The organism is Lentibacter sp. (assembly GCF_029254145.1).
GTDB lineage: Bacteria > Pseudomonadota > Alphaproteobacteria > Rhodobacterales > Rhodobacteraceae > Lentibacter.
The window spans coordinates 1-11,232 of sequence record NZ_JAQWYD010000103.1 but is presented as its reverse complement, the minus strand read 5'-3'; the positions used below and the strand labels follow the sequence as shown (position 1 = coordinate 11,232).

Genomic DNA, 11,232 nt, shown 5'->3' with positions numbered 1-11,232 from the left:
GGATTTAAAAGAGATTTTTCCGACGTTGCTGCTGTTTGGTGATCCGGCCCAGTTGGCACCGGTCAAACAATCAGGTGCTATGGTTTTTGAAAAACTGCCTGCGCCGCGCGTGCTGAACCTTGAACGTGTGCACCGTCAGACGGCAGACAATCCAATTCTGGATCTGGCGCATGCGCTTGCTGATCCGAGCCTCGAATTTAGCGATTTCGAAAAGATGGTTGAGGACTTTTCGAAAAAGGACGAGCGCGTCGTTTGGGGCCAGCGCGTCGAAGTCGATCTGATGGCCCGCAGTCCGGTTCTGGTGTGGCGCAACGCCACCCGCATTCGCCTGATCAATGCATTTCGCGCAGTGCACGGCGCGCCCGAAGATGCGTTGCTTGAGGGCGAACCGCTGATTTGTGACGGTATTGAGTTGCCGATGAAACACCGCAAAAAACGGCTCGATCTAGAAGCGCGCGGTTTGATCAAAGGCGCGCAAGTGATTTTCCTTGGCCAGGGGCGCAAACCCGGATTCTCGCGGCTGCACGTGATGGGGGCCCAAGACCCGCAGATCAGTGCTGCGTCCATCGTGAAAATCGAAAAACCTGATGAAGAAGAACCGTTTATCCCCTTTGCCGCCCGTATGGGCGCGGCCTTTTTGCATGGCGCCGCTGTGACGATCCACAAGGCCCAAGGCTCTCAATGGCGTGATGTGCAAGTCTTTGCGCCCGATCTCTACGCCGCCGCGCGCATGGGGCGCTCCGAGGCGGGCCAACCCCTCTGGAAGCGGCTCGCCTATGTGGCAATCACCCGCGCAGAAGAGCGGCTCCTCTGGGTCGTGCGCAACCGTCTCTCAAAGCCGACAGCGCCGCTGACCACGGCTGATCTGGTCGTGCCTGCGCCGAAGTTGGAACTGGAAGCCGAGGAAGAGCTATGAAAACGATCCTGATCACAGGCGCAAGCGCGGGCATCGGGCGCGCCACAGCTGAGCACTTTCTGGCCAAGGGCTGGTGTGTTGGCCTTCTCGCGCGCAACATTGCCCCGCTTGAAGAAATCGCGGCGGGACAGGCAGGCGCTGTTGTGCTTCCCTGTGATGTGACAGACGCCAGCGCCGTTGAAGCGGCTTTCAAAGAGTTCATGGGCAAGGCTGGGCGGCTGGATGTGCTCTTTAATAATGCTGGCAGCTTTGGCATGGCCGCTCCGATTGACGAGCTGCCGCTTGAGGCATGGCATGCGGCAGTTGATGTGAACCTCAATGGCATGTTTTATGCGGCCCGCGCCGCCTTTGGCGAGATGCGTGCCCAAAGCCCGCAAGGCGGACGGATCATCAACAATGGCTCCGTCTCGGCCCATGCGCCGCGCGAAAATGCGGTCAGCTATACCGTAACCAAACACGCTATTACCGGCCTGACCAAGGCGCTCTCTCTTGACGGGCGCAGCCTTGATATCGCTTGCGGGCAAATTGACATTGGCAATGCGCGCACTGCGCTTTTGGAGGAGCTTGCCGCCAAGACGCCCGACAACCCACCGCCCATGATGGACGTACGACATGTGGCCGAGGCGGTCTATAGCATGGCCACATTGCCGCTTGAGGCGAATGTGCAGTTCATGACCCTAATGGCGACGAAAATGCCCTATATCGGGCGGGGCTAGTTGCGCTGAAAGACGCGGAAGACAGCCGAAGCCCCCCAGCCTGCAAAGATCGCGATGGCGAGTGAAAGCAGGCCATAGATCAGCGGTTGTTGACGCGAGAGATTGAATAAAAAGCGTTCAAGTCCTACCTTCTTCACTTCGATCACCGTGTTGTATTCTGAAACAACTTCGCCGCTGCGGGTGAGAAAAATGCGCGTCTGATAGTCGCCTTCCGTCAGATTGGCAGGCATTGAAATAGAAGTCTTGAAGAGTGTCTGCTCGGTGACCTCGATGCTGTTTTCGCGCAGCTGGTAAAGGCCGTTTTCCTTGCGGATGCGGATCACTGCTTTGGTAAAGTCGACGGCGTTTTCAACATCCTTTGGTGCGCCGACTGAGCGGATCGCACGTGGAATAGAGACACGGTGGCGTAGATCTTGGGTATCAGTCAGTGCCTCGGCAAAGGGCGCAGATGTGGCGATGGCGTAAAAGGCAGGCGCGCTGTCCACTTCAACTTCGGCCGTGTTGATCCAGATCCCGAAGCGCTTATCTTTGCGGCGCACCGTTAGCGGCTGATTTGGCCCTGAAACCGCAATAACCACTTGGATGGGATCGCCCTCTGGCAAGGCGGCCTCGCGTTTGACTGCGCCAAATATCAGGATCTCTGAGCCGTCAAAATTTGTGGTGATGGAGACGGATCTCTGGCTCAGGCCCAGCACGACGTTCTCAGCAGACGCCACGGTTGCCATGACCAGACAGACAAGAGCCAAAGCAAAACGCATCAGTGGCCCCCCGCCGCGCCGATAGAGTAGAGCTCGGCTGGCTGAAACAGAAGGTCCATCGCGAGCTTGCCGCAGACGACGAGCACCATAATTGCGAGCAGGATGCGCAGTTGCTCGGCCTTCATCTTGACGCCGATACGCGCCCCGATCTGTGCGCCAATGACGCCCCCGACGAGCAGCAGAACCGCAAGCACCATATCCACCGTGAAGTTGGTCGTGGCGTGCAAAAGCGTGGTGAAGGCGGTCACAAAAATGATCTGGAAGAGCGAGGTTCCGACGACAACTTTGGTCGGCATGCCCAGAATATAGATCATGGCGGGGACCATAATAAAGCCGCCACCAACGCCCATAATTGCGGCGAGAATACCGACGAGAACACCAACAATGATCGGCGGAATGACTGAAATATAGAGCCCTGAGGTGTGAAACCGCATCTTCATGGGCATCTTGGAAATCCAGCCGCGCTGGCGACGCCGCTTTGGCGCGCCGGTTGCGCCTTTCGCGCGGCGTATGGCGTTGAGGCTTTCGACAAACATCAACGCACCAACAACGCCTAGAAAGACAACATAGCAGAGCCGCACGAGCAGATCGACTTGCCCCAAGGCCTTGAGATAATTGAATATCACAACCCCGACAGCCGCGCCCATAAGCCCGCCGGCAAGCAGCACTGTGCCCATCTTCAGATCAACGGTTTTGCGCTTGAGGTGTGCAAGCACGCCCGAGAAGGACGAGGCGACAATCTGGTTGGCTTCTGTCGCCACAGCCACAGCAGGGGGAATTCCGATAAAGAACAGAAGTGGCGTCATCAGAAAGCCGCCACCGACCCCGAACATACCCGAAAGAACGCCCACAATCCCGCCCAGCCCCAGAAGGACAAACGCATTGACCGAAACCTCGGCGATGGGCAGGTATATCATCATTGCTTTTCCTAGCGCCACAGTTGCCAGCTTTGCAAGTGTAAGAACCCGCATATTGCAGCTGGAAACATCTATTTACCCAAGCTGGCGCTATTGGGGCGGAGGATGGCGCTCTTTAGGCAGCGTTTTCTCTGGCCTAGCGCTCTTTGACGTAAGGCTCCCCGCCCGCCCGCGGCGGAATGGCCTTGCCGACAAACCCCGCCAGAATAACCACCGTGAGAATATAGGGCAGCGCCTCCATAAACTGCACAGGGATGGTCACACCTGCCACATCAAAGCTCTGGAAGCGTACTGCAACAGCCTGCAAAAGCCCAAACAGCAGACAGGCCCAAAGCGCATGCCATGGCCGCCACTTGGCAAAAATAAGGGCCGCCAGCGCAATAAACCCGCGCCCCGCTGTCATTTCTTTAACAAACTGTGCCTGCAAAGCTGTGGCCAGATAAGCCCCTGCAATTCCGCAGAGAATTCCGCAGATCATGACAGCTGCAAAGCGCAGTTTCACAACAGAAATACCCGCCGTATCGACAGCGGCAGGGTTTTCGCCCACAGCGCGCAGGCGCAGGCCAAAGCGCGTGCGAAACAGCACCCACCATGTGAGAGGGACAAGCAGAAGCGACAGATAGACAATGATAGTATGGCCTGAAATCAGCTCGGAGTAGATCTGCATCACAGGCCCCGCCTCGGCAATATCACGCACGCGCGTCAATGCGCCAGGAAGGGCGATCGGCTCAAAGCGCGCCGCCCCGACAAGCGACGGCGTGCGCCCGCCTTGGGCAAACCAGTCCTGCGCAATCAGAACCGTGAGACCCGAGGCCAGAAAGTTAATCGCGACGCCAGAGATCAGCTGGTTGCCGCGAAAGGTGATCGAGGCGACACCATGAATAAGCGAAAGCACCATCGATGCGCCGATCCCTGCCAGCATCCCGAGCCAAACATTGCCCGAAGCAAAAGCCACAGCGGCCGAAAACAGCGCAGCGGCAAGCATCTTGCCCTCAAGGCCAATGTCAAAAATCCCTGCGCGCTCCGAGTAAAGCCCTGCAAGGCAGGCCAGCAAAAGCGGCGTGGCAAGGCGCATGGTGCTGTCGAGCACTTGAATGATCGTGAGAAGCTCCATCAGTGCGCCTCCTTCTTTTTTCGCATGGAGAGGAACACCCGCTCCAGCGGTGCGCGCACCATATGATCGAGCGCGCCAGTAAAGAGTATGACGAGCGCTTGAATGACAGTGATCAGCTCACGCGGAATATTGGTCCAGAGCGCTAGCTCGGCGCCGCCCTGATAGAGAAAGCCAAAGAGCAGCGCCGCCAGCAAAACCCCTGCTGGGTGATTGCGCCCCATCAGCGCGACGGCGATGCCGATAAAGCCAGCTCCTTCTGTCGAGTTGAGGATCAGCCGCTCAGCCTCGCCCTGTGTTGTGTTCACAGCCATAAGTCCCGCCAGCGCGCCTGAAATCAACATGGCAATCACAGTGATGCGCACGGCCGATGTGCCAGCATAATTGGCCGCTGTTTCCGAGAAGCCGAAGTGGCGAATTTCATAACCAAGGCGCGTACGCCAGATCAGAAAATAGACAAAGACACAGGCTGCGAGGGCGACAAAGAAGCTCACATTGACAGGGGCACTCTTGAACATCGGTGCCGCCGCCGTGGAAAACATGTCTTCAAACGTGGGCAGATTTGTAGCTGCTGGGAACTTGGCCGAAGCAGGCTCCATCGCGCGGGGAGGGCGCAGAACATTGACCAGCATATAGCCGAGCACAGAAAAGGCGATGTAGTTGAACATGATCGTGGTGATCACGATATGTGAGCCGCGCTTGGCCTGCAAATATGCAGGGATCAGCGCCCATGCGGCGCCAAAAAGCCCTGCAAAAAGACTGGAGCCAAGCAACGCAAGGCTCCAGTGCGGCCACGGAATATAAAGGCAGCAGAGCGCAACACCAAGTCCGGCGATCATGGCTTGTCCTTCACCGCCGATGTTAAAGAGCCGCGCATGAAACGCGACAGAGACAGCCAGCCCTGTAAAGATAAAATTGGTGGCGTAATACAGCGTATAGCCCCAGCCAGAGGAACGCATGAGCGCCCCCTCAACCATCAGCTTGAGCGCCGCCACAGGGTCTTCCCCGATTGCGAGGATCACAAGGGCCGAGAGGATGGCCGCGAGCAAAAGCGAGATCAGCGGAACAAGCGTGGCGTCCGCCCATTTTGACATCTTTTCCATCAGGCAGCTGCTCCGTTTTTGTCACTTGAGTTCATACCCGCCATCAGCATGCCCAGCTCTTTTTCGTCTGTCTCGCTTGGCAAGCGCTCGCCCATAATCTGCCCATCAAACATGACGGCGATACGGTCTGACAGCGAGAGGATTTCTTCAAGCTCCACACTCACCAGCAAAATTGCCTTGCCAGCGTCGCGCAGCGCAATGATCTGTTGGTGGATAAATTCGATTGCACCAATATCAACGCCGCGTGTCGGCTGCCCGATGAGAAGCAAATCGGGGTTGCGCTCCATCTCGCGCGCCAGAACCAGCTTTTGCTGGTTGCCGCCCGAAAAGTTCTTGGCTGTCAGTTTCGGGTTTGGCGGACGCACATCAAAGCGCTCGATCTTGCCCTTGGCGTCCTCAATGATCGTGGCGTTGTCCATGAAGGGACCGCGCTGGTAGGCTGGGTCACGATGATAGCCGAATATGGCATTTTCCCATGCGGTGAACTCCATGATCAGCCCCTCGCGCTGGCGGTCTTCAGGCACATGGGCAATCCCGCGTGCGCGGCGTGACTGCCCGTCTGAGAAGCGCCCCGTGAGGTCGATCTCTTCACCATTGACGCGCACATGCCCCGTGCCGTTCTGCATTCCGCCGAGCACTTGTAAAAGCTCGCTCTGCCCGTTGCCTGAGACGCCCGCAATCCCGAGGATTTCGCCTGCTCGCACATTGAGCGAGATGCCCTTGAGCCGCTCGACCCCCTTGCTGTCGGTGACGCGCAGGTCTTGGACGTCCAGCACAGTATCTTTGGGTGCGGCTGGCTTTTTATCGACGCGCAGCAAGACCTTGCGCCCCACCATGAGTTCGGCCAATTGCTCTGGGCTGGTCTCTGAGGTCTTCACCGTTGCCGTCATCTTGCCGCGCCGCATGACGCTGACCGTATCAGTGATCTCCATGATCTCGCGCAGCTTGTGGGTGATCAGAATGATGGTTTTGCCCTCTTCGCGCAGACGGTTGAGAATGCGAAAGAGCTGGTCCGCTTCTGCTGGGGTCAGCACGCCAGTCGGCTCGTCAAGAATGAGAATATCGGCCTTGCGGTAGAGCGCCTTGAGGATTTCGACACGCTGCTGGCGGCCCACGCCGATGTCCTGAATGAGCGCATCGGGGTCCACGTGCAGTTCATATTCCTGCTCAAGCTCTTTCAAGGTCTTGCGCGCCTTGGCGAGTGAGGGCCGCAAGAGCCCACCGTCTTCGGCGCCAAGGATTACATTTTCCAAGACCGTGAAGTTTTCCACCAGCTTGAAGTGTTGAAACACCATACCGATCCCTGCTGCAATCGCCGCTTGGCTGTCAGGAATCTGGGTTTTCTTGCCATGAATGAAAATTTCGCCAGCGTCGGCTTTGTAAAAGCCAAAGAGGATCGACATCAGCGTGGATTTCCCTGCGCCGTTCTCGCCGATGATCCCATGGATCGTGCCGGGCATCACGCGGATCGAAATATCCTTGTTGGCCTCAACAGGGCCAAAGGATTTGGAAATGCCTTTAAGCTCAATCGCAGGTTCTGTCATCTTATCCCCCAAGCCCCCGCCGCGGGAGCGAAAAGGCCGCGCAAGTCTTTGCGCGGCCTCTGGTCTTATACTCTGCTCAAATCAGAACTGGATCGCTGGGCAGCTGTCGTTTTCATAGTAGCTCACGACATTCAGATCGCCCGCAATGATCTGCGCACGCGCTTCTTCAACAGCGGCTGTCATCTCCGCTGTCACAAGTGCCGCGTTATGCTCGTCCATCGCAACGCCAACGCCGTCTTCGGCAAGGCCAAGCACGGTCATACCGCCTGTTTCAAGGCCTTCGCCCGCTGTCATAGCGTTATATACGGCCACATCGACGCGCTTGAGCATTGAAGTCAAGACCTTGCCTGAGTGCAGGTGGTTCTGGTTGCTGTCGACACCAATCGAGAGGATGCCCTCGTCGGCCGCTGTTTGCAAAACACCAACACCTGTGCCGCCCGCCGCTGCGTAGATCACATCTGCGCCTTGGCTGATCTGTGCCTTGGCCAGCTCAGAGCCTTTCACGGGGTCGTTCCATGCTGTTGGCGTTGTGCCAGTCATGTTCGCAACGATGTTGATGTCTGCGTTCACAGACTTTGCACCTTGGGCAAAGCCGCAGCCAAAGTGGCGAATGAGTGGAACATCCATGCCGCCGATAAAGCCGACAGTTCCCGTTTTTGTGGCCATCGCCGCCATCATACCCACAAGGTAGGAGCCTTGGTGCTCCTGAAAGGCAATCAGCTGCACGTTTGCAGGAATTTCTGGCAACCAGCCGTCAATATTGACAAATTTCGTGTCAGGATAGTCCTTGGCGACCTCTTCGATTGAGGAGGCAATGGCAAAGCCTGTGGTCACAACAGGGTTTGCGCCCGCTTCGGCAAAACGGCGCAGAGCTTGCTCGCGCTGGGCTTCTGACTGAAGCTCAATCTCGCGATATGTGCCGCCGGTTTCTTTGGCCCAACGTTCTGCGCCGTTAAAGGCGGCTTCGTTAAAAGATTTGTCAAACTTGCCACCAAGATCATAGATCAGGGCAGGCTCGGCCAAAACGGCACCCGCGCTCAGCGCAAGAGCAGCAGTGGCGCCGAGAAGTTTTTGAATAAGGGTCATGAGGTTCTCCCAGAGTTTTATCGCGGTGGCCTGTGCCACCACGTGTATTGAGCAGATCAGGTGATCAGGCTTAATAAGGGCGGTTTCAGGAGACAGGGTCAACCGATTCTTGCGGGTTGACCTTTGGTCAGTAGCTTTCAAACGTGCAGTTTGAGCGAGAGCACCAGCGCATCAACTGCCGCTTGGCCTGCGCGTGCATAATAGCCCTTGCGCCGTCCGACTTCGGCAAAGCCTGCGCGGGTATAAAGCGCGCGTGCTGGGGCGTTGTCTTCTGCCACTTCCAGAAAAAGATGCGCAACATTTTGCGCTGCCAAGCGCGCCACAAGCGCCGCCAAGAGCGCGCGCCCTGTGCCGCTTCCTTGAGCGTTGGGACAAACCGCAATGGTCAATAGCTCGGCTTCATCCAACGTTACCCGCGCCAGCGCAAAGCCTTTCTCCTTCTGGCTTTCCAGCAAAGACCCTGGCTCTGAGAGGAGCGCTTCAAGCTCCTCCGCTGTCCATGGCCGCGCAGGAAAACACGCAGCGTGAATATCCGCCAGCGCTTCAGGCGTCATCCAGAATCCGTGGAGGCTGATCTGCCGCTGGGGCCGCGTCGGCTGCGCGGATATAGAGCGGAGCAGGGGGCGTCGTCGTGTCTGTCGCCGCCGCAATCCGCGCGATCCGTTCGACGAGGTCGTCTGGCGCGGGCAGGCCTAGTGCGTCTCCTGCCCTAGTGGCGTCAATCAATTTGGCCTCATCGCCGTTGCTGGAAAAATAGACCTGATCTCGAGGGGCAGGCAGGGCCACAGCTGCGCCCGTATCAGCCCCAAGGCGCGCGGCCGCAAAATTGCTCACGCCAACGGCAGGAATATCAAGTGACATCGCCAGCCCGCGCGCCGCCGAGACAGCAATACGAATGCCCGTGAAATTGCCCGGGCCGATGCCAACACCGATCTTGTCCAAGGTCTGCCACGTGTATCCATGCGCTGCGAGCAGCTCTTCCAGAAATACAAACAAGCGCTCCGACTGGCCGCGCTTCATCGGCTCATAGGCCGTCCCAAGTATCCGCTCGCCCAAGAGCAAAGCGGCCGCGCAATGCGCGGCCGATGTGTCAAACGCCAAAGCGAGTGTCTCAGACGGCAACTGGACGCACCTCTGTCACCTCGGGGATATAATGGCGCAGCAAGTTCTCGATACCCATCTTGAGTGTGATGGTTGAAGACGGGCAGCCTGCGCAAGCGCCTTGCATGTGCAGATACACCACGCCCTTTTCGAAGCCATAAAATGTAATGTCGCCGCCATCTTGCGCGACAGCAGGGCGTACGCGTGTGTCCAGAAGCTCTTTGATCTGGCCGACAATTTCACTGTCTTCACCTGTGTGCTCGGCATGGCCGCCAGCCGCTGGCGCGCCGCTGTCTGAAAGCGCTGGTTCACCTGATTGGAAGTGCTCCATGATCGCACCAAGAACCGAAGGCTTGATATGGTCCCAAGCCACGGCATCATCCTTTGTCACGGTCACAAAATCTGTGCCGAGAAACACGCCTGTGACCCCGTCAACGCCATAGACGCGGCTGGCAAGCGGCGAGCTGCCTGCGCTTTCCGCGCTCGGGAAGTCCGCTGTTCCGGTCGCCAAAACGGTCTGGCCGGGCAAGAACTTGAGCGTGGCGGGGTTTGGTGTTGATTCAGTCTGGATAAACATGGCGCAGGTTCCTTATCTCTTTGCTCAGATATGAGCCTCACAGCCAGCAAAGTCAAGTTTTGGAATGTTTCTAAAGTGTGCCGTAGGCGCGTGAAGCCTTAAGAATTGCTCTCGCCTGCGGGCGGTCCGTTTGGTTAATTTCTGGCAAGCTTTTGCCTGTTTGGTCGGTGCACGCTTTGTGCACGTGTTGTGCACGCTTTTCACCCCCCCTCTTTTTAGCCCAAAATCAGAAGGTTAATGTCCGAAACCGCTTGGGTAGGGAGATGTTCACTTTTTAAGGGGCTAGAGGGCGTGGCCACATAAAAAAGGCCCGCAAAAGCGGGCCTTTTTAGGTAAAACTCTGACCGTCTTAGAGGTCTGATGCGTGGTGGATCACTTTGGAGAGGATGCCGTAATCCATCGCCTCTTTGGTGTCCATCCAGTGATCGCGTTCGATATCTTTCATAACCTTTTCAAGCTTTTGGCCTGTTTGCTCGGAGATGATCCGCGCCAGACGGGCGCGCATGATTTCGATTTGTTCAGCTTGAATTGCAATGTCTGTGACCTTGCCGCCAACGCCGCCAGACGGCTGGTGAATGAGGAAACGGGTGTTTGGCAGGCAAACACGGTCTTCCTTGTCGACCGCGAGGAAAATATGCGTCCCCGCTGAAGCCACCCAGCCTGTGCCAACAATCTTCACCCGCGGCTTGATAAAGCGGATCACATCATGGATCGAATCGCCCGCTTCAACGTGTCCGCCTTGGCTGTTGAGAAAGAGCGTGATGTCGTCGTCGTTGTCTGCCGCGAGCGCCAGAAGTTGGCTCACAACACGGCTCGCCATCTTCTGATCAATCGCTTCACAGATCAAAATCTGACGCGCATCAAATAGCTTTTGGGCAATGCCACCGGCCTTTTTATCATCGTCTTTTTTTTCGTCGTTCTTGTCTTGATCGCTCATAATATGTCCTGTTTTCAGCGTATTAGGTAATGGCTTCGAGGCGTTCCTTAGAGAGTTCGCCGGGCACAATCGTGATGGGGATTTCAAGTGTCCCCGCGTTACGGGTGAGCTGTGTCACAAGCGGGCCAGGGCCCTTTTTATCTGAGCTTGCGCCCAGAACAAGCACGCCGATTTCATCGTCAGCCTGCACTTGTTTGAGTATTTCAGAGATCGGTTCGCCCTCGCGGATCACAAGTTCAGGGTCCACGCCCTGACGATCGCGCATCCACTTTGCGAAGACTTCGAAATGCGCATGAATACGCTCCCTCGCCTCTTCGCGCATAATATCTCCAACGCCAATCCAGTGATTGAACTCCTCAGGGGGAATCACCGCGAGAATCTCCACGCCGCCCCCTGATTTGGCGGCCCGCATCGCTGCAAAGCGCATCGCATTCAGGCATTCGCGGCTGTCATCCAGCACCACAAG

13 protein-coding genes are annotated in these 11,232 nt (G+C 57.1%); 2 read left to right on the top strand and 11 right to left on the bottom strand.

All coding sequences use genetic code 11. From position 1 onward, the window contains the following. The coding region (locus P8O11_RS11830) for an ATP-binding domain-containing protein (protein ID WP_300294424.1) at positions 1-916 on the top strand (916 nt) is incomplete at its 5' end. Then, positions 913-1,632 carry an SDR family oxidoreductase gene (locus P8O11_RS11825; protein ID WP_300294422.1) on the top strand — a complete coding sequence of 240 codons (720 nt, stop codon included), beginning with the start codon at positions 913-915 and terminating at the stop codon, positions 1,630-1,632. The genes P8O11_RS11830 and P8O11_RS11825, both read left to right, overlap by 4 nt. On the opposite strand, the gene P8O11_RS11820 is transcribed toward P8O11_RS11825, so the two are convergent. From P8O11_RS11820 to P8O11_RS11770, 11 genes are all read right to left on the bottom strand, one after another. Continuing rightward, complete coding sequence (locus P8O11_RS11820; protein WP_300294420.1) at positions 1,629-2,390, bottom strand: TIGR02186 family protein; 762 nt, start codon at positions 2,388-2,390, stop codon at positions 1,629-1,631. The genes P8O11_RS11825 and P8O11_RS11820 overlap by 4 nt on opposite strands. Beyond that, positions 2,390-3,310: a sulfite exporter TauE/SafE family protein gene (locus P8O11_RS11815; protein ID WP_300294418.1), complete on the bottom strand. Its 921-nt coding sequence runs from the start codon at positions 3,308-3,310 to the stop codon at positions 2,390-2,392. The genes P8O11_RS11820 and P8O11_RS11815 overlap by 1 nt, the downstream gene beginning before the upstream one ends. 133 nt (positions 3,311-3,443) lie before the next feature. Next, positions 3,444-4,421 carry an ABC transporter permease gene (locus P8O11_RS11810; RefSeq protein WP_300294416.1) on the bottom strand — a complete coding sequence of 326 codons (978 nt, stop codon included), beginning with the start codon at positions 4,419-4,421 and terminating at the stop codon, positions 3,444-3,446. Further along, positions 4,421-5,521, bottom strand: coding sequence for an ABC transporter permease (locus tag P8O11_RS11805; protein WP_300294414.1), 1,101 nt, complete (start codon positions 5,519-5,521; stop codon positions 4,421-4,423). The genes P8O11_RS11810 and P8O11_RS11805 overlap by 1 nt, the downstream gene beginning before the upstream one ends. Then, on the bottom strand, positions 5,521-7,065 hold the full coding sequence (locus tag P8O11_RS11800; protein WP_300294412.1) for an ABC transporter ATP-binding protein: 1,545 nt from the start codon (positions 7,063-7,065) through the stop codon (positions 5,521-5,523). Before P8O11_RS11800 ends, P8O11_RS11805 begins: the two co-directional genes overlap by 1 nt. An 81-nt stretch (positions 7,066-7,146) precedes the next feature. Further along, on the bottom strand, positions 7,147-8,151 hold the full coding sequence (locus P8O11_RS11795) for a BMP family ABC transporter substrate-binding protein (RefSeq protein ID WP_300294410.1): 1,005 nt from the start codon (positions 8,149-8,151) through the stop codon (positions 7,147-7,149). Between the two features lie 137 nt (positions 8,152-8,288). Further along, positions 8,289-8,705 (bottom strand): ribosomal protein S18-alanine N-acetyltransferase, encoded by a 417-nt coding sequence (gene rimI, locus P8O11_RS11790; RefSeq protein WP_300294409.1) that lies wholly within the window; start codon positions 8,703-8,705, stop codon positions 8,289-8,291. Then, positions 8,695-9,273 carry a tRNA (adenosine(37)-N6)-threonylcarbamoyltransferase complex dimerization subunit type 1 TsaB gene (tsaB, locus tag P8O11_RS11785; RefSeq protein ID WP_300294407.1) on the bottom strand — a complete coding sequence of 193 codons (579 nt, stop codon included), beginning with the start codon at positions 9,271-9,273 and terminating at the stop codon, positions 8,695-8,697. Before tsaB ends, rimI begins: the two co-directional genes overlap by 11 nt. Then, the gene (locus P8O11_RS11780) at positions 9,263-9,829 is read right to left on the bottom strand and encodes a NifU family protein (RefSeq protein WP_089887803.1); all 567 of its coding nucleotides are present in this window, start codon (positions 9,827-9,829) and stop codon (positions 9,263-9,265) included. The genes tsaB and P8O11_RS11780 overlap by 11 nt, the downstream gene beginning before the upstream one ends. Before the next feature lie 349 nt (positions 9,830-10,178). After that, complete coding sequence (locus P8O11_RS11775) at positions 10,179-10,766, bottom strand: ATP-dependent Clp protease proteolytic subunit (protein WP_300294404.1); 588 nt, start codon at positions 10,764-10,766, stop codon at positions 10,179-10,181. A 22-nt stretch (positions 10,767-10,788) separates the two neighbouring features. Beyond that, a partial coding sequence (locus P8O11_RS11770; protein ID WP_300294403.1) for a universal stress protein occupies positions 10,789-11,232 on the bottom strand: 444 nt, incomplete at its 5' end.

Bases quoted from the DNA above. Each gene is read 5' to 3' on its own strand.
- P8O11_RS11825 (WP_300294422.1), top strand. From the start codon at position 913: ATGAAAACGATCCTGATCACAGGCGCAAGCGCGGGCATCGGGCGCGCC.
- P8O11_RS11820 (WP_300294420.1), bottom strand. From the start codon at position 2,390: ATGCGTTTTGCTTTGGCTCTTGTCTGTCTGGTCATGGCAACCGTGGCG.
- P8O11_RS11815 (WP_300294418.1), bottom strand. From the start codon at position 3,310: ATGATGATATACCTGCCCATCGCCGAGGTTTCGGTCAATGCGTTTGTC.
- P8O11_RS11810 (WP_300294416.1), bottom strand. From the start codon at position 4,421: ATGGAGCTTCTCACGATCATTCAAGTGCTCGACAGCACCATGCGCCTT.
- P8O11_RS11805 (WP_300294414.1), bottom strand. From the start codon at position 5,521: ATGGAAAAGATGTCAAAATGGGCGGACGCCACGCTTGTTCCGCTGATC.
- P8O11_RS11800 (WP_300294412.1), bottom strand. From the start codon at position 7,065: ATGACAGAACCTGCGATTGAGCTTAAAGGCATTTCCAAATCCTTTGGC.
- P8O11_RS11795 (WP_300294410.1), bottom strand. From the start codon at position 8,151: ATGACCCTTATTCAAAAACTTCTCGGCGCCACTGCTGCTCTTGCGCTG.
- rimI (WP_300294409.1), bottom strand. From the start codon at position 8,705: ATGACGCCTGAAGCGCTGGCGGATATTCACGCTGCGTGTTTTCCTGCG.
- P8O11_RS11780 (WP_089887803.1), bottom strand. From the start codon at position 9,829: ATGTTTATCCAGACTGAATCAACACCAAACCCCGCCACGCTCAAGTTC.
- P8O11_RS11775 (WP_300294404.1), bottom strand. From the start codon at position 10,766: ATGAGCGATCAAGACAAGAACGACGAAAAAAAAGACGATGATAAAAAG.